Origin of the sequence: Chroococcidiopsis sp. [FACHB-1243] (assembly GCF_014696895.1) — a bacterium.
GTDB lineage: Bacteria > Cyanobacteriota > Cyanobacteriia > Cyanobacteriales > Chroococcidiopsidaceae > Chroococcidiopsis.
The window spans coordinates 1-17,694 of the sequence record NZ_JACJQX010000069.1; the positions used below are offsets into that span (position 1 = coordinate 1).

The 17,694-nt window shown below is 45.9% G+C and carries 16 protein-coding genes and 4 pseudogenes; 7 read left to right on the plus strand and 13 right to left on the minus strand.

Features of this window, described 5'->3' with window-relative positions; translation table 11 throughout:
• Window positions 1-104 precede the first annotated feature (104 nt).
• Window positions 105-428 (minus strand): annotated as a pseudogene (locus H6G17_RS29715) (ABC transporter substrate-binding protein); the annotation flags it as partial.
• 410 nt (window positions 429-838) lie between these two features.
• Between H6G17_RS29715 and H6G17_RS32965 the strand changes: the two are divergent.
• The gene (locus H6G17_RS32965) at window positions 839-1,219 is read left to right on the plus strand and encodes a transposase family protein (RefSeq protein ID WP_199317114.1); all 381 of its coding nucleotides are present in this window, start codon (window positions 839-841) and stop codon (window positions 1,217-1,219) included.
• Window positions 1,220-1,227: 8 nt separating this feature from the next.
• Window positions 1,228-1,737, plus strand: a complete 510-nt coding sequence (locus tag H6G17_RS32970; protein WP_199317115.1) for a transposase family protein — start codon at window positions 1,228-1,230, stop codon at window positions 1,735-1,737.
• Between the two features lie 261 nt (window positions 1,738-1,998).
• Here the strand turns inward: H6G17_RS32970 and H6G17_RS29725 are convergent, their stop codons facing one another.
• Both H6G17_RS29725 and H6G17_RS29730 read right to left on the minus strand, forming a co-directional pair.
• Window positions 1,999-2,871, minus strand: a complete 873-nt coding sequence (locus tag H6G17_RS29725) for an SDR family oxidoreductase (protein WP_192162126.1) — start codon at window positions 2,869-2,871, stop codon at window positions 1,999-2,001.
• 275 nt (window positions 2,872-3,146) lie between these two features.
• The gene (locus H6G17_RS29730; protein WP_192162127.1) at window positions 3,147-4,100 is read right to left on the minus strand and encodes a Rieske (2Fe-2S) protein; all 954 of its coding nucleotides are present in this window, start codon (window positions 4,098-4,100) and stop codon (window positions 3,147-3,149) included.
• A gap of 637 nt (window positions 4,101-4,737) precedes the next feature.
• On the opposite strand from H6G17_RS29730, the gene H6G17_RS29735 reads away from it, so the two are divergent.
• On the plus strand, window positions 4,738-5,649 hold the full coding sequence (locus tag H6G17_RS29735; RefSeq protein ID WP_192162128.1) for a bile acid:sodium symporter family protein: 912 nt from the start codon (window positions 4,738-4,740) through the stop codon (window positions 5,647-5,649).
• A gap of 163 nt (window positions 5,650-5,812) precedes the next feature.
• Window positions 5,813-7,080, plus strand: a pseudogene (locus H6G17_RS33710) (cytochrome P450).
• A 995-nt stretch (window positions 7,081-8,075) separates the two neighbouring features.
• On the opposite strand, the gene H6G17_RS29745 reads toward H6G17_RS33710, so the two are convergent.
• Window positions 8,076-9,134, minus strand: a complete 1,059-nt coding sequence (locus tag H6G17_RS29745; protein WP_347276486.1) for an MFS transporter — start codon at window positions 9,132-9,134, stop codon at window positions 8,076-8,078.
• Window positions 9,019-9,297, minus strand: a pseudogene (locus H6G17_RS34360) (MFS transporter); the annotation flags it as partial. The pseudogene H6G17_RS34360 and the gene H6G17_RS29745, both read right to left, overlap by 116 nt.
• Window positions 9,298-9,700: 403 nt before the next feature.
• Here H6G17_RS34360 and H6G17_RS29755 point away from each other — a divergent pair.
• On the plus strand, window positions 9,701-10,633 hold the full coding sequence (locus tag H6G17_RS29755; RefSeq protein ID WP_199317117.1) for a DUF1838 domain-containing protein: 933 nt from the start codon (window positions 9,701-9,703) through the stop codon (window positions 10,631-10,633).
• A 177-nt stretch (window positions 10,634-10,810) separates the two neighbouring features.
• A pseudogene (locus H6G17_RS29760) lies at window positions 10,811-12,177 on the plus strand (ISKra4 family transposase).
• On the opposite strand, the gene H6G17_RS29765 reads toward H6G17_RS29760, so the two are convergent.
• From H6G17_RS29765 to H6G17_RS29775, 3 genes are all read right to left on the minus strand, one after another.
• On the minus strand, window positions 12,145-13,026 hold the full coding sequence (locus H6G17_RS29765; protein WP_192162130.1) for a hypothetical protein: 882 nt from the start codon (window positions 13,024-13,026) through the stop codon (window positions 12,145-12,147). The pseudogene H6G17_RS29760 and the gene H6G17_RS29765 overlap by 33 nt on opposite strands.
• A gap of 146 nt (window positions 13,027-13,172) precedes the next feature.
• A complete protein-coding gene (locus H6G17_RS33195) occupies window positions 13,173-13,544 on the minus strand; it encodes a hypothetical protein (protein ID WP_206757185.1) in 372 nt (123 codons plus the stop codon).
• Window positions 13,545-13,685: 141 nt separating this feature from the next.
• Window positions 13,686-14,513: an SDR family oxidoreductase gene (locus H6G17_RS29775; protein WP_192162132.1), complete on the minus strand. Its 828-nt coding sequence runs from the start codon at window positions 14,511-14,513 to the stop codon at window positions 13,686-13,688.
• A 139-nt stretch (window positions 14,514-14,652) separates the two neighbouring features.
• On the opposite strand from H6G17_RS29775, the gene H6G17_RS29780 reads away from it, so the two are divergent.
• The gene (locus tag H6G17_RS29780) at window positions 14,653-15,483 is read left to right on the plus strand and encodes a helix-turn-helix transcriptional regulator (RefSeq protein WP_199317118.1); all 831 of its coding nucleotides are present in this window, start codon (window positions 14,653-14,655) and stop codon (window positions 15,481-15,483) included.
• Between the two features lie 157 nt (window positions 15,484-15,640).
• Here the strand turns inward: H6G17_RS29780 and H6G17_RS29785 are convergent, their stop codons facing one another.
• The 5 genes from H6G17_RS29785 to H6G17_RS34370 form a co-directional block, all read right to left on the minus strand.
• Window positions 15,641-15,790 carry a hypothetical protein gene (locus tag H6G17_RS29785; RefSeq protein ID WP_192162134.1) on the minus strand — a complete coding sequence of 50 codons (150 nt, stop codon included), beginning with the start codon at window positions 15,788-15,790 and terminating at the stop codon, window positions 15,641-15,643.
• On the minus strand, window positions 15,778-15,993 hold the full coding sequence (locus tag H6G17_RS29790; RefSeq protein WP_192162135.1) for a hypothetical protein: 216 nt from the start codon (window positions 15,991-15,993) through the stop codon (window positions 15,778-15,780). The genes H6G17_RS29785 and H6G17_RS29790 overlap by 13 nt, the downstream gene beginning before the upstream one ends.
• A gap of 463 nt (window positions 15,994-16,456) precedes the next feature.
• Window positions 16,457-16,720 carry a hypothetical protein gene (locus H6G17_RS29795; RefSeq protein WP_192162136.1) on the minus strand — a complete coding sequence of 88 codons (264 nt, stop codon included), beginning with the start codon at window positions 16,718-16,720 and terminating at the stop codon, window positions 16,457-16,459.
• 40 nt (window positions 16,721-16,760) lie between these two features.
• A complete protein-coding gene (locus H6G17_RS34365) occupies window positions 16,761-16,883 on the minus strand; it encodes a hypothetical protein (RefSeq protein WP_277876122.1) in 123 nt (40 codons plus the stop codon).
• 114 nt (window positions 16,884-16,997) lie between these two features.
• Complete coding sequence (locus tag H6G17_RS34370; protein WP_277876123.1) at window positions 16,998-17,561, minus strand: ParB/RepB/Spo0J family partition protein; 564 nt, start codon at window positions 17,559-17,561, stop codon at window positions 16,998-17,000.
• Window positions 17,562-17,694 lie beyond the last annotated feature (133 nt).

The following is a 17,694-nucleotide window of genomic DNA, read 5'->3' on the forward strand; positions in this document are numbered from 1 at the left end:
GAGTTTCGTCTGGTGCGATGGCTGATGACTCATTTCGATGTATTTGCCGCTCATAGAGCTAAATCTGGCTTCATTTGGGCATAGAAAACTTTAAAGTCCCAATAGTAGTAAGCAGCCGTATGACCGCAAGGCACGGCACCTTGAGATACCACATTCAGCACTTCCAGTGGCGGCGCTAATTCACCCGCAGCACGGGGCGTAATCTTAAACTTACCGCCTGTGAGTGCAGCGACGCGATCAGCAAATGTTTTAGCACCGCCAAAGATCGTATCGAGAGCTTCGGGCCAACTGGTCGCCATCTGCCAGTTGAGAGTGGGCAAGTAATTTACATTCGAGCGGGATGCACCCGCCGTCGAGCGACAAGCAGATAAGGCTGCACTCATGCCAGCACTAGCGATCGCGGTTTGCAAAAATTGTTGACGTTTCATGCTTGTCTCCTAAGCTTTTCTTGTATTTGTGAGATTGTAAGTTTGTTCTAGTTTGGTGCTGTTCTCATCTAAACCGATTGTGCGATCCGTTATTTAATAACGTGTAGAAAATAAAATGTAGAGGCTCTTGACGATGGCAATAATCTAACCTGATAAAGTTAAAATTTATTAGAATTTTATACTTCCAACTCCTTATGAAAAGGAGATATTTTATAAGTACAGCCCGATTGCAAGAGCGTGCATAAAAACCGTTTTGAAGAAGTATATAGTTTTACGCGCTAACTACTAAATTTATTTATTATAATTGAGATTTCTTTTTTTTACTCTTTAAATCTATTATTAGTAGACATCTCCACAATAGTAACGTTTTCTGGTAAAAGAATATAATAATGAGTTTTTGCCCCAGAAATATGAGTGCAATACTGAATCACATTGAATCGAATCCTAAAGAAACACAAAGGTTGATTGGTTTAGAATACGATCGGCTAAAACAATTCATTCAAAAAGCCAAGCAATTACATCATGAGAAACAAGCTTTATCAGAAGCTAAGAAAACTAGAATCATTGCAGGTGGAGGTGGTAGGAAACCTAAATTGTCGCTGGAAGAACAAATAATTTTGACTTTAATTTATCTCAGGCATCTGACGACGTTTCAGTTGTTGGGTATCCAGTTTGGAGTAAGTGAGTCCACTGCAAATGATACATTTAATTATTGGTTGCCATTAGTGGAAGAGTTGTTACCATCTAGTTTAATCGAACAAGTTAAAAAAAAGAATCTGACGCTGAAGTAGTTAAAGAGATGCTCGCAGAATATGAATTAATCGTAGATAGCTATGAACAAGTCAGGGAAAGACCTGGAGACAACAAAGAACAAGAAAAGTACTATTCTGGTAAGAGGAGTAATCATACATTTAAAAGCCAGATGATTATTTTGCCAGATGGCAGAGATATTATTGATGTTGTTGCCGGACTCCCAGGACCAAAAAGCGACATAACATTGTTCCGAGAACACCGCGAACGCTTCGCTCCAACACAAAAATTTAAGGGAGATCTAGGATATCTAGGAGAAGATTTAATTGCGACTCCGATTAAAACACCGAGAAATGGCAAGTTAACAACGGCTCAGAAACAAGAAAATCAGGAGTTTTCATCCAAACGAGTATTTGTCGAATATCGAATCCGTTCGGTCAAAATATTTCGAGTTGCCCAAGAAAGATTTCGACTTAATTCCCAGAATTATGAACGAGTAATTCTGACAATTTGTGGCTTAGTCAGGTTCCGAATTGGAGCGCTAATATTACCTGCATAAAAAAGTGCAGACTGGGCAAACAAACGTCACTTATGTTTAGATATTTTCCTTTTAGTTCTTAACTAAAACTATCTCAAGCCTTAGTTATATCGTGAAAACTCATGATTTTTGAGTTGAGCAAGCGCAGGCTATAAGCTATCTACATCAAGGTGTTGAATCTTTTCGGAGATGTCTATTGATGAGCAGCCTACCATTTTTTGCACCAGAACCCGAGTATCTACTATTGTGTAACCAGATGTTCGCTAGCGATCGATGCATATTTTAACAAGTTTTTGTAGCACCATTAAACATCGTTGCATAATCGCGGGCGAATGTTTCAAAACTACGCGGCACTTTCCTAGTTGCATCCTGCACGCCAGAGGCGATCGCGGATGCTTCACCGCGCCGATAATGGGCATAGTCTTCGATCAGTCCCTCTGCTTGCCAAGTTGGAAAGCCAACGCCGAGTAGTGCGTCACGCATCGCTGCGGGCGGGATATTGACGAAAGCAATCTGGCGACCGATGGCGGCTGAGAGATATTCTGCCATTTCAGTATGAGTAAGTGCCTGCGATCCGGTGAGATCGTAAATTTTGCCTTCATGCCCAGTTTCAGTCAAGGCAGCTACAGCAACCTCGGCAACGTCGCGTACGTCGATCGCGCTCACCTTTGCATCGCCTGCTGCTGCGTAAAAGGCGTTCCGCTCTACAATGGTCGATCGGAAGTTTAACAGTCCCTGCATGAAGAGATTTGGGCGCAGAAATGTATACGCCATTCCTGACGCTTGAATCGCCGCTTCAACTGCCGCATGGTAGCGCAGAAAGCGTACTGGTGAGTCTGCATTGGCTGCGAATTGCGACAGCTTGACAATGTGTACGACACCGCTTTGCTTCGCCGCATCTACGAAAGCTATTTGTTGCGCCTGGGCGTGTTCCGATGAGTTTGTCACTAAAAACGCTCGTTTCACACCTCTGAGGGCAGCAAGCAACGTTTCGGGACGATTGAAGTCTCCCTCTACAATTTCGACATTAGCTTCTGCAATCGCATTGGCTCGATGGCGATCGCGCACCATCGCACGAACTTGCACGTTTTGCCCTACAAGCTGCTTGACAATTTCTTTACCGTTATTACCCGTTGCTCCAGTCACTAGAAGCATCTGCTCGTTCCTCAAATGTGACTTCATAATCTGTATAATAAGGGCAATAACTTATATTTACAACTCGCATTTCAGAGTATCGTTTCATGCCACTTTAACTCTATACAACACTGCACAAATAGTTTTACCTGATTCAGATTTTAGTCGGATTTGTGTAAATAGGTAAGTAAAATTGTGGAATAAACTTTTGTTTTTTCAGTTCGCAAAAATCTTTTATCATCTAATTTTTTGAAGAGATTGAAACTTCGTCAACACTCTTAAATAGTTACTTAATCTCACCATTCTTGGTAAAGCTTTTGGGCATAAAACATAATTTCTTCATGTGGTAATCGAATCTTTGCTGACTGACGAGGATATGAATTTTCAATCGCTTGTGTATCCTGCTCTACCACCGTTGCAACAGCAGTCAACATTGATCGTTGCAATAGCGGTTTAAATACCGGATGATTGAACTTGGCATAGACTAGCACAAAAGTTTTTGTTCGCGTTTCTGTTTCTGGGTACAATACATGAACTTGCAAGATCTCTCCCAGTGGAAAGCTGGTTCTAAACGTGGCTAATGTGGGAAAGGCATATTCTAAAATTCCGGTATAAGTCTTGGGTATGGTTAGGATGGCGGGATTGCGGCAGATATCTTTGAAGGTGGCATCGTCGCGATCAAGTTCTTGCACTACCTTTACCCAGTACCCCTCATGCTCAAATACGGGAACCCGATTGGCTTTTATGCCGAATAATTTCCGATGCGTGCCCAATGGATGATTATAGTCGTAGCCGATCGACAGGTTATCTAGAAACGTTCCCCGAATACTCTTTTCCCCAGCAACGCCCAGAAAAGTCATGCCATGACTTATATTCTCAATTAGATTCGGCACTGGAATTTTAGCACTCAAACCTCCATACGTCCAAATGCAGTCGCCCTGAATAATCAACTCTAAGGGAGCCGTCAGTTGTTGCACTCCAGTCTTGCCAGGTTGGTGCAACCGTCCCTGTCCGTCAAACTCCAGAGCATGAAAGGGACAAGTAATGGTATTTCGTTCGCGGCAAATCCAACCGTCCGACAGCGGAGCCTGCATGTGCGGACAAACGTTATCTAGCGCAAACACCTCTCCCTGCGAGTTTTGCCAGAGGGCATAATCCTGCCCATTCAGCGAAACTTTATGAGGGTTGTCGCTCCCCAGCATGGAGCGGTGGGCAATCAACCAGGGCGCACCAGGAAGGATAGTTTTCATAACAGATCGAAAAACAAATAAGGAATATGAAATTAGGCACGCGATGAGAAAAGGGTAATCCTAAACAGTGGAGTAAGGAGCCGTCAAACAAGGGGGTAAATTCATCCGTCCTTTGCGAACGATCGTTCTCAATTGTTGTGAATTTTCTGCCATAGAGATAGCTACAACCAATTACTCACTGCAACGGCGAGTTAAGTAAACTTTAGAATTACTGAATCAAGATATAACAGTTTTAACTAAGATTTGTGAAAAGAAATACAAGACAATACACCTAGCCTACAAGTCTAAAAGCAAACAATAAGCGCTCGGCAAGTCAAAGCTGCGATCGCAGAACTACAAGAATTTATCGCTTTTATGTTCTAGCAATCTTATGCAACAATGTTGTTCGAGTAGTTGCTATTTTACCAAAATAACCCTTGGCAATTAAACGGAACTGTGAAACAATTATTGGCAAAAAGTTAGAGCAAGCGATCGCATTAACAATTTGGCTCTAAGTCAAACTCTGCGCTTTCAAAGCCTCGCCTTTATGGTACACCAGCTTCTCAATAGTTGCTAAGAACAAATATAGATTGAGATCGCTTGCCTACATGGACACTACTGCAAGACGCTGATTCAAGCAATAAACCTAGCCTAATCTATGCAAACCAGCTTCTTTACCGCCGTTCTGTTGCCGCTCGGTCTAGCGATCGTCATGCTAGGCATGGGGTTAACCCTCCTGCCCGAAGACTTTCAACGCGTCACCCGCTATCCTAAAGCCGTGGCGATCGGTCTAGTCAGTCAATTGCTCTTTCTCCCGGTTGTTGGCTTTCTAGTCGCTTCGCTCGTCCCGATGCGCTCGGAAATTGCCGTAGGGTTAATGGTATTGGCTCTATGTCCTGGCGGACCGTCTTCCAACATGATTACTTATTTGGCGAAGGGAGATGTTGCTCTTTCTGTGACTTTAACGGCTTTGAGTAGTGCGATTACTGTATTTACAATTCCCATATTTGCAAATCTGTCATTACAACATTTTGTCGGACAAAATGCGGCGATCGCGTTACCGATTGGACAAACTATGCTGCAAATTTTCGCGATTGCCATATTACCAATTATTTTGGGAATGTCGATTCGGCAAAAGTTTCCTAACTTAGCCCGCCGACTAGAGAAGACTGCGAATCGGCTTGCCGTTGCCTTCCTCGCTTTAATTATCGTGGTAATTATGATTCACGAGTGGAATCGCATCCCCAGTTTTATCGCCCAAGTAGGAATTGGAGTAGCACTACTGAATATAATCTCAATGGCGATCGGTTTTTGGTTTGGTAAGTTGTTTAATTTGACATTTGCCCAACGAATCTGTATCGCGATCGAAGTGGGAATTCAAAATGCAACGTTGGCGATCGCCATTACTGCCGGACTGTTAAAAAATCCCGATATGGCTGTCCCTGCTGCCGTTTACAGCTTATTTGCCTACGCCACCGCCATTCTTACCATTTTTTATGGCAGAAAAGTTGCCCAGAGGAGCGATCGAGCGGAGACTTCGCCAACAGAAAATCTCTCAGCTAGACCTTAGCCGTGCTATACGACAAAATAAATTCAATCGAATCTTTAGCAATCCTCCTACCTTTTTTTGCTCGAAGTTAAAAGCTATGATTTCAAAGCCTCGCCTTCCTGATGGTTCGCCAGCTCCTCGATGGCTGCAAAAAATCCAGTATGCACGTAATTCTATTGCCTACATGGATGCTGCACAGCGTTACGGAGACATTTTTAACGCTCCTGTAATTGGGAATTACGATGCTGTTTTATTCATCAGCAATCCTCAAGCACTACAGCGCATTTTTACAAGTGACACTAAGCAATTTATTGCGCCGCCAAACCAACTCTTGCAACCAATTGTGGGAGATTACTCCGTCTTCACGTTAGAAGGTTCTCGCCATCGCCGAGAGCGTCGGTTGTTAATGCCTCCTTTTCATGGAGAACGGATGCAGGCTTATGGACAATCGATCTGTGAAATAGTCGATAAAGCAATGAATTCACTATCAATTGGCACGCGGTTTTCTGCTCGTACTTTGGCACAATCCATCTCTTTAGAAGTTATTTTAAAAGTTGTTTTTGGGATCGATCAAAAAGACCGTTTCGATTGTCTTAAGTCGGTGTTGGTTAAACTCACAGATGCACTCCAATCTCCTTTAATTGCGGGTTTTCTTTTCTTTCCGTCCTGGCAAAAAGATTGGGGAGCGCTAAGTCCGTGGGGATATTTTCGCTCTGTGCAACGACAGGTGAGCGAACTGGTGTACGCTCAAATTCAGGAGCGCCGCAGCCAGAATCAGGCGCTTGGTTCAGACATTCTGAGTCTAATGATTTCAGCCCGCGATGAGACAGGTCAACCGATGACCGATGCCGAATTGCATGATGAGTTAATTACGCTACTGATAGCGGGTCAAGACACGCAACGGCGATCGCTTGGGCGCTGTACGCGATTCATCGTCATCCACAGGCTGTCGAGAAGTTGCTTGTGGAACTAAATCGCTTGGGTGAGTCTCCAGAGCCAACAACTATTGTGCAGGTACCTTATCTCACAGCCGTTTGTCATGAAAGCCTACGCCTTTTCCCCACTGTTACTCTCACCAATCCTAGAGAAGTTAAAGAACCTGTAGAATTGATGGGTTATCAACTGGAGCCTGGAACGAGACTTTATGGTTGTATCTATCTAACTCACCAGCGCCCAGATCTTTATCCAGAGCCTAAATTATTTAAGCCAGAACGCTTTCTAGAACGACAGTTCTCTCCTTATGAATTCTTCCCGTTTGGTGGCGGTGTGCGTCGTTGTATTGGGGAAGCATTAGCTCTATTTGAGATGAAATTAGTTTTAGCAACAATGCTGTCTCGTTATCGATTGGCAATGGCAGATCGAGATCTTGAATATCCTCAGCGTCGCGGTGTGACTTTTGCTCCTGCTAGAGGGGTGCCGATGGTTTGGAAGAAAAATTACGAGTATAACTGACTTGGGCGATCGCTCCTTGGGTAGAGATTTGACTCTGCCACCTAAATCCAAAGGCTTTGAGCATTCTAAAATAGCACTCTGCAGGAAATTCTCAATCGTCTGTTCGACGACGAGTTGCAAAATACTTCTTGTATTCGCACCTAGCTTTGCCCTGCAGCGGATAGGAAAGAGCCAAAACCACAGGGATTGCTAACATAGCTAACAAAATCGCTGATATTACAAATACAGTGAGTGTAAATGGCGTTGCAATCTCAAGTACCGAAGCTACTAAACCTACTCCGAAAGGTAATAAAAGACTTAATGCAACTGCTAAAGTAACGCTACACTGAGTGCGATAGACATATCTTGCGATCGCAACTCCCATAATACTTAAAACAATCTAAGCTATAACGTTCATGTCAATTAATTCCTTTGCTGAACTAATAGTAAGTAAAAGCAATCTAGGCGCTATGCCAGAGCGATTTTGAAAAAAGTTGTTGCAATCTGCTAGCAAAAGCGATCGCCAAGTAGTCTATTTCTCACTTGATAGATCGTTTGACTAGGTTGTTTAATTAATTTCTTAAGTTGCACCCAAATTAATAGAGCGCGACTATTTCATTGACACTGAATCTGAGCCTCACGACACTGACGATTCGGCTTTTATTTCAACAATTTGGTTCTCTTGATCGCTCCAGTAAATCAATGCTTTAACTTTAAAATCTTAATCAAAGCGTCTTGCTCATTGTTAGAAATCTCGTGTAAATTAACTTATGCACAATAAACTTAACGTTACTTATTGGCTATATACTGTATAAAAACTAAAATACCTATCTGTATTGAGTTGACAAGGTAGCGAGAGTGTGAGTGACCACAATTCAAATATTTGCAAACCGTATTCTCGCAAGGGTGATGTCGATCGCTGATACAACCTGCTATTACGCAGATATACAAGGGGGTCATGTGCGAACAAAGAAATTCTGTTGCAGCACTGCCAGTTTTACCCCATGCAAGTCCGATTAATATCGCAGCGCTCTTGCTAGCACTAGCATGACGAAAGCCGCCAGTAGCGCCCCCACCACAATGCTAAAAATTGCCGCATCGAAACTACCAGTTACTGCCACAATCGAACCAGGAATTAGCGAACCGCCAACACCACCAAACAGGATGGAAAGCCCGTTGTACAGTCCAGTCCCCGCACCGACTCGGTTTGAGGGTAACAAGCGTTGTACTAGCGCGTATTCTTGTGCGCCGTAAGCACTCTGGAAAAAGACTGCGATCGCAAAGCATAAAATCAATAGCCACAGTACGTTGGCATTAGAGGCAATGTAAACGAATACGCCCGCGATCGCAAATCCGATACTGGCAAGTAGGGCGCGTCGCTGAAGTTTGTCACCCAAATAAGCCATCAGCGCAATTCCGATAATTCCCGCCGTAAAAACGATTGCTAAAGGATAGCCCAACCGCTCGAAATCAATTCCTTTGGCGCGGTTGAAGTAGGTGGGCAACCAATTGAGCATACCGAAGGCACAGAAAGCATTGAGCGCACCGCCGAGGGTAATTAACCAAAATCGCCAATCTCGTTTGTAGTTTGCCTCTGGCGCGTCATCGACTAATTCACGATCGCTGTGCTGCTGGTGCGGCTCGTCTTCTACAAAGAACCAAACTAAAGGCAGAGAAATCAGCATTCCAACTGTACCGAGGACGGCAAAGGCGATCCGCCAGCCGACAGCTTGGATAAGTGGGATAATTACCAATGGTGCGCTAGCAACAGCAAGAATAATTCCCGCCCCCCAGATGGCATTGGCACGCGATCGCTCGTTGGCAGGAAACCAACGACTGGTAATTGCACTCAACATTGGAATATGTACCCCTTCCCCAAATCCCAGTAGCAGACGCAGGACGATTAGTGCTGTCAGAGATTGCCCCAAGGGGGCGCTGAGAATCATTGAATAGAGAGGATGCGGCGATCGCGGCGATGACACTCCGTTTAGGTCCAAAGCGCTCTGCAAGCGGGCTGAGCAGCATATTTGACAAGGCGTAGGACAAAAAGAATGCTCCCAATAGCCATTCACCATGCGCCCCAACTTCGCGATCGCTCCAACCAAAATCGCGGGCAATACGAGGCAGTGCTAGAGCCAGATTGTTGCGGTCTAAGTAGTTGACGAATAACGTGACGGCAAGCACCAGAGAAATGCGCCAACGGACTACCCCAGCAGATTTAACACTAGTAACTGACATTCTTACCAACCCAAACTCTAAATGAAAGAAATTGTACTGTATAGTTAATAAAAATTCTGCTGAAGTTCTTGACTGAAAAGTATTTTTCTATCAAAAATAAGTTCGTGAAGTTGCGAAAAAGAATTTTTTGGCATCTGATATAAATCTCTAATTTCTGAAGTATTTACTCGATTGAATCTTCTTCAAAATAATTGAAACAGTTCTCTTTTTGTGGTACTTTTCTCAAGATAGATATGAGCGATCGAGGATGCCGAACAATACAAGTAGTAAAGTATTTATCCGCTAGAGAGACAAACAAAGATCGTACAAGATGAGAATTCAGCAAGCTGCTACTCAAATAAGGTAGGAGTTTCCTAGCTTCTCACCTCCTAAAGTTTTTCAACACAATTAATTGAGAAAACCGATGAAACGTCAAGTAAAGTTTTCCTACTTATTAGCCATTCTTATGGCTACGAGTCCAGCACTAGCACAAAATAGCAATCTGAACGATGCTTCAAAGACAAATACTCAAACATTGGGAACGCTAGAATTTGTGCGGACGCGTTGCTCCACTGACGGAAGAAATGTCTATACCCAGTGGCAGGGTTCTGTTTACGCTTTTGTGCCGCAGGAGAAGCAACGGAAACTGTTTAACATCATTGAGATGAACGTTGCTCGTTGCCTACAAGATCGGCAGGGTCAATGGTTTTTAACCTCGCGCGAACTAAATTTTTACCTAGACCCACAGACAAATCAAGTACTAAACTACTGGCAAAATCCCTGGACAAAAGAAGTTGTACCAGTTGTCCATGTTGCTAATAATCCAGTTCAGCATGACATTGGAGGAGAATACCTCGTTTTTGTCAATGGTGAAAACGTTACCTTTTCACTTAATATTCCTCTAACCTATCCTAATGTGTTAGCCAACGAGTCAAAATTTCAAGAATACAGTTCCCAACCACTTTATCAAGCTGGAGAATTTTTTAAGTTTACCGTTCCCAAAAGGTACGTGACAGATTCCTCTACAACTACAGTGCCTCTGGTTGCTAGTACTTGGATGCGCTTAGGACCTTGGCTACCTTGGATGAAAATGAAGGATCGGTCAGGACAGCTTGTCTACAGTGCCACTACTAGAAAATTTCTCGATTTTGAAGAACTTTCCCCTACGCTTCGGCACGTGATTCAAGCGCGACTTCCCTTGTATCAAGAAGCACCACACTGTTTTCTGGCAACTAGCAATGTAACTTCTTGGACTTATTTTCGCCAACACTTTAATGACTATCTTGAGGGCGCACAGTTTCCCGTAGCAGAACAGAGCGACCCACCCTGTAAGGAAGATTCTGTCGTAAAACAATGATGGGGTAAAATAGTTTCTTAAGAGAAAGTCTTCCTGCCCGAATCTGATAAGGGCGCATCTAAAGGTTGGGGGAAAGGATTTGCAAGAATAGAGGAGAGTACAAAAAAGGGCACGCCGATGCAGGCTCGCCCTCCACAAATAAAAATTCTGACTCTATGCTAACGCTAACCAAATCCCATGCTAAGCGAGAATTTGGAGTGGCAATTGTTGTTCGAGAAGCTGCAAGCAAGTGATACCCTTGCCAAGATAGTATTAATCGCTTGGCAGATGGGCTTGTGGTTGGCAAAAATCCTAGTCGAGCAACAACTGGCTGAACGTGCCCATCAGTCAGCGAGTTTGGGCAATTGCGCCAAGTGCGGTAGTCGGTTACAGAGCAAAGGTTTTGTGAGTCGTCGCATGTTGACACGCTTTGGGATGGGTGCAATGGCGACGACGGATAGGGCGATGCCCAAATCGATGTCTAGGCAGTCAGTACGCCCCGTTCGATGCTGAACTAGGAATTGCGCCTTACCAACAAAGCTCAACTGAATTAATGCGCTTAGGCTGTTTACTAGCAGTATTGATGCCGTTTGAATTAGCGACATGGGTATTGCAACAGGTAAGTGGAATTCGGTTGAGCAACGATACGTTATGGCAGTGGGTGCAAACGTTTGGTCAGCAATCAATGAAGCAATTGTCAGGGCAACTTCAGCAGTTGGCGGAAGGAGTTGAACCAATGCTAGAGCCATTGGACTCCACTGCCCTCACCCTGCCGTTAATCATTGGTGCTGATGGAGTAACCGTTCCGTTTCGGTCATCCCCAGGCACAGCCAGTGGTAAGATCGTAGCCGCGAGAAATCAAAATCGCGATTCTAGCACGGCTGGGTCAGCATCTGACCCGCTCTGGTAAAACTGTGACTCGAGTGCATCAGCGTCGTGTAGTGGCTGTGTTGGGCGAGATCTCTGCCTTGCAATCCCGATTGCAACTGGAAGCATTTCGTCAAGGCATTGTCCATGCCTGCCAAGTCGTTTGGATTAGTGATGGCGCTAGAGGCTTCTGGCGGCTGTTCCAACAGAGTTTTGCTGATTGTGCAATTGGAATCCTCGACTTTTATCACGCTGTGGGACACTTATGGCGTGTAGCTGATGCCTATGGTCAAAACAATGGACGCACTCCACAGCAGTGGTTTCAACGCTTGCGTCATCAACTGCGGCATGGTTACGTGCATCGCATTCTCAAAGAATTGAGCTATCTGTTGCAGTATCGCTCAACACCTGAGTCTGCTAAACCCGTTTTATTGCAGGTGCGCGATTATCTCCATACACATTTCGATCATTTGCAATATCGCTCCTTCAAACGGATGGGGTTACCTATCGGCAGCGGCATGGTTGAAAGTACCTGCAAGTGGTTAATTCAACAACGTTTCAAAGGTGTAGGTATGCGTTGGAGTGAGACTGGGTTTAATCATTTGTTGCATCTGCGTCTTGCTTGGGCAAATCATCGATTTGATGCTTTGTTTGCTAACCACTCGTTAGCACCGACCCTGTTCTCCCCCAACCTTTAGATGCGCCCCTTCAATCTGTTGCGTCGGGGCTTGCAACGCTTGCTCAATCCAAACGGATAGCTGTTCTGGAACCTTTCCAGTCATTGCTAACGGACTGAGATAGTACTGTGCTTGAGCTTGAATCCAACTCCGGGTTTCGAGCGCGGACAACTTACAATCACCGACAAACAACAGTCCTGTTTGCTCTAACGTCTGTTGCACTTGTTCGATGGCTGGAACATACAATCCATCATCGGCGGTTTCGCCACTCACCACCTGGGTCACGAGCGGCAGTCCCAGCGGGTCAAGCACCCCCATCATCACTTTCACTTGCGGCAGAGTCGGGTCGTCCTTGCTGTGCCTAAACTGAAACAATCGCTCTGGTTCGCTCACATGGTGACCATTCACCGTCGTCGCATCCAATCGCACCGTTTGCGGACGCAGATCGTACACTCGCAAAATCTGACGACTCAACGCTTGCTCAATTGCTACCCAGGTTTCATCCTCACTCAAGCGGCGCAACAAAATACTCAAGCGGTCATCGCTAAAGTCAGTCGGTCGCAGTTCTAGATCGCAAACTTGTTCGATGCTGTAGCATCGTTGGTCTACCCATTCTTGTACCCAGACTTTGCGGTGGTCACCTTGGGAAATAATTGAGCATAACCCTATCGTTGCCACCCATCCCCAGTCCAGCCCTTCCTGTTTCCAGTGCCGGGGCAAGTGCTGATTCAACGGGTCTGCTAGCCCGACTCGCTGCATCTGATGCAGCAGCAAGACCACATCATCGATTCGTTCTGAGGTGAGGTTGAGCGCGTCTGTCATGTTCCAGTTAAAACTCTGGATTCTATCTTGGATGCTCCTTCCAGCCATTGCCGCTAATTTAATCTTTTCTCTCCCTGATTACGCGAACGGTGAGTACATCACTTCTTAACCGAAGCCAAGTGGTCAGCCAATCAAATCAACCACAGGCAAACGCTCGAAAATCGATTGAGACCTGCATTTCAGTCTCGGTGCGGTCATCGCCCGCCCCACCACACCCAGGCGAAGCCTGCCGCAAGCACCGCCTCCGCGACGGCCGAGCGGAAGATGCCAGCGGTGACTCGTCCAGCTAGGAACTCGAAAAGTCCGAGACACGCGAGTAGCGCGATCGCTCCGCCCGTGACCAGACACACCGCCGAGCGGAGATCCGAGGGGGCAGCCGCTTGTCCGAGGAAGAACATTAGGGCGAGGCCGAGATAGAGCGCACCAATCCGACGAGATACGACAAGTGAGCCAGCGGTCGCCTCGATGCCCCACTCCTCAAGCACGGAACCCCCGGCGAAGATGAAGCGGAGTCCGAGAAGGCAGCCAGCACATGTCATGATGAGCGACATTAATTGAAAGGTCATTGTCAGTCTCCCTGTTTTTGGTGAAAGTGGAAGCTCCTCCGTTGCTGAAGAAAAGAGGGGGCATTGCAACATCCTGGGCTAGAAATACTCCCACGAGACCGCTTGTTCGAGATCGGCAATCAAACCCGATGCAGTTGGTTTCTAGCTAAGCTTGGTTCTTGTGATGGCACTTGAGGCTGTAAGGTTGAGACTAAGGAACATACTCAGCCATCCAAAATGGGCTTGAGCCTCTGCTGCGGATATGGATTTCACTGGCACATTCAAGCCTCGACCAATAACTTCAGCGATATCCCGCATCGGCACACCTTCTTCGGCGACGGCATGATATCTGGCACCCGCTTCGTTTTTCTCCAATGCCAGCCTGTAAAGATGAGCAACATCGGAAACATGCGCCGCCAATCCAGTGAGTCCGTCTCCCACATAAGCAGATACGCCTTTTTCTCGCGCTACTGCGATGATATAAGAGACAAATCCTTGCTTGATGGGGTCATGAACTTGCGGAAGACGCATGACTGAAGCGCGAACCCCCTTGGATACGAAAGCAAGTGCAGTTTGTTCTGAAACGCGCGGGGATGGAAAATCAGGTGGCGGAACATCGTCTTCGGTGGCAATCTGACCAGGCGCGGCTATTCCCGCCACGCCTGACGTTACTATCAGAGTGCGATCTGAACCGACGAGAACGGAGCTTAAAGCTTCGATAGCACGGCGATCGATCTCACAATTCTCAGCGAATTTCAAGAAATCGTGAATGAATGCCAGATGAATCACGGCATCCGCAGCGGCTGCCCCTTGACGTAAGCTATCGAGGTCTTCCAGCGACCCGCGATGAACGTCTGCACCAAGCGTAGCCAAAGATTTTGCGCCGTCATCCGATCGAGCCATGCCAAGGACGTTGTGTCCGGCGGCAATCAATTCCTTGACGACGGATGTGCCGACAAATCCGGTTGCACCAGTAACAAAAACACGCATGGGGAAAGTCTCATTAGTTATGGTTGACAGAGTTTTCTAAGGCTTCATTGCACATGAAACCACTATAATCTTGCGCTTTATTAGGGTAAAGTAGTTAGTTTATACGGGTATATTAACTAACACGATGTCCAGGTCGAAGATGAAAGAAAATCAGCTTGGCACTTATTTGAAAGACCGTCGCACCAAACTTGACCCAGTGGCTTTGGGTTTCCCGATGGCGCGACGACGCACGCCGGGACTACGGCGCGAGGAGGTTGCCCAACGTGCTAATGTCAGTGCCACCTGGTATACCTGGCTCGAACAAGGGCGAGGCGGCGCACCATCTGCTAACGTCCTTGACCGCATCGCCCATGCGCTACTATTGACGGAAACAGAACGCGAGCATCTTTTCCTGCTGGGTTTGGGAAGAACGCCCGAACCGCATTATCAGCCCTTTGAAGGGATTACGCCGCGTCTGCAACGCCTTCTTGATGCGTTAGATATTTGTCCCGCCTTTATCAAAACGGCTACCTGGGATATCGTTGCTTGGAATCGAGCCGCCTCCGTGGTCTTAAGCGATTTCAGTAAGCTTGAAGCCTCTCGAATGAACCTCCTCAAGCTCATATTTATCGATTCGCATATTCGGTCAGTACAGCCCGACTGGGAAAGTGTTGCACGTTCGATGGTCGCAGCCTTTCGAGCCGAAACATTGCGAGCTGGCGCGACGGAAAGCGTCAAGGTATTAGTTGACGAGCTTTGCGACCTAAGCCCTGAATTCAAGGAGATATGGCAAAGCAACGATGTAAAAGGTCATGGCGGAGGTACAAAGCAGTTACATCATCCAGTAGCCGGACTGCTTACTTTGGAATATTCAGCTTTTGCTGTGGATGGTAGACCTGACCTCAGCTTGGTTATTTATAACCCGGCAACACCTGATGACGTAAATCGAGTTCGATCGCTGCTTGAATCATCGTCGAAAAAATTAAAATAGACCCGCTATACGGTTACTTCAACAACTCGCTAATGAAAAATTTATGTAGGCGATCGTCGCGCTTCTGAGGCAGATGAGTGGGTTGTCTCCCTCGACCGAACGACGATAGACTTCGCTCTAAGTAATTGGTTACGCCTGTCAGAAATACCACGCTGATCTATTGCCAACCTTGAACGATCGCACCGCCGAAGATACTGCGGTTGATCTCCTGGGTGAAAATGCTGTAGGGGAATCCTGAATCGATCTCACTGCTGTCATCCAATGTCTGGAGTTGTTCTGGGGTGAGGACGATCTCTAATGAGGACAAATTATCGTGCAACTGCTCCAACTTACTGACTCGCTTGAATGAGCGAATCCGAGGGTGCAATCGAGGGTATGAGAAGGACGAGCGGGTGGCTGTTCGACGATCGAGGATGGTGCGGTCGTAACGGTAAAGAACTCGCCATCCGTATCGGCATAAGAGCCAGTAATCGATAGCTCACCGTTCGCGTTAGCAGTAGCATAAATCATAAATTTCCGATAATGGCTGAAAGCAATGCTCCATATAGCTTTACACCAAGTTTCTGAATCTACTCATGCCGAGAGGCGATGATTTTGACTGGATGCGACGCGATTTGTTTTCCACTTCACGCTGAGCGCTGTGGGCATCGGCAACAAATCTTGAGGCTTTGACCTGGCTGGGTCGCAATGGTTTGAGCTATGTGGAGCAAAGGTTTCAGACACATTTTGGAAAAAATGACTTACAGATTGGATTACGCGAACGGTGAGTGTGAAGGTCAATCCTGATTTTTTACGAGGAACGAATTAGCCCTACGTCTGTTGGGAGCGATTTGTAGAGCCTAACTTTTTGTAGAGCCTAACTTTATTTTGGTAAGGCAAAAAAGTTAGGCTCTACAACAAGATTTGCTACCTCCTGATAGGCAGCTGCTAATTCAACAATGCTTCAAAACAGAGTTGGTAACTTGATCGGACTCTAAGCGCGAGCGCTCTTTTTTGACCGCGAAGCTTGAGCTTGCTTGACGAGTACGGGTCTAGGTTTTTTCTTTTTGTGCTTTGGATCGTCCATGCGATCTGAAGGCGGACGACAGCTCTCGCAGTAGAGAGGACGCGAACCGTAAGACTCCCTCTCGGTCGGCTGGCTGCAAGAAAGGCAAATAAACTTGTATAACCGCGTGTGGATCGTGCGCTCGTGCGCCCGAACTGTGTATTCTCTAACAAAAACCTTCTTTGATGGCATGAACTAAGAAAAGGCGAAAATTTGCCCTACAACGACTATATTACTCTTTACCAATTTGTGTTAACTCTTCTAAAAAAGCAACTAACATTAATCTTGAGAAAAGAGCTTTTCTAACTCGGCTAATAGCTTCTCTATTTGCTTCTGCTTTTTGGGATTGTCCCAAACTTTCGATCTTTTGGCGAGGCGATAAGCTGTATCCATCCGACTCTTAAGTGATGAAGATTGACTGCGATCGCTCTTGCTTGCATTGCTAGCTGTTATTTGAGTAATCCGCTCTCTAATTTGAGTCAGGGATAGATCTTCGGCGATCGCTGACTCTAGTAATGCCTGACGTTGTGCTAAATCGTTGACTTTGACGTTGTGCTAAATCGTTGACTTTGGCGATCGCTCTGGCTTTAGTATAGGCAATCTTTCCCTGGCGTAGGGCATCCAAAACTTCATCCGGTAAATTTAGTAATGGTAAGCGATTGGTGCGAAAGCTTTCCGGCGTAAATTTTCCTACCGTGTTAAAAACCTCTTGTACCAACTGCCATTCTAAGCTGTGGATAACGTTATCCACAGCGTTACGTTCGGGATGAGCGGCTTGATTGAGCAAAGCGATCGCCGACTCGCACGATAGATTTAGTTTTAATGCCACTAGCTGTAGGATGCCTTCTGTTTCTTCAATTGGGTTTAAGTCTTCTCGTTGTAGGTTTTCTAGCAGGGCAAGCTGCAATGCCTCGGAATCTTTTAACTCTCGAATCACTACAGGAACTTTTTCTAGACCTGCCGATACAGCAGCTCGATAGCGCCTTTCTCCAGCTACTAGTTCGTACTTCTTGTCTAAGAGCGGACGTACCAAAATTGGTTGGAGAATTCCATGCTGCTTGATTGACCCCTCTTCTGTTGCATTGGCGAGATAAAATAAGGAAGGAAGTGTTAGAAGCTAGACTGTGACTATGGTTGAGCGTAGAGAGCCAGTATCAACAGTAGCG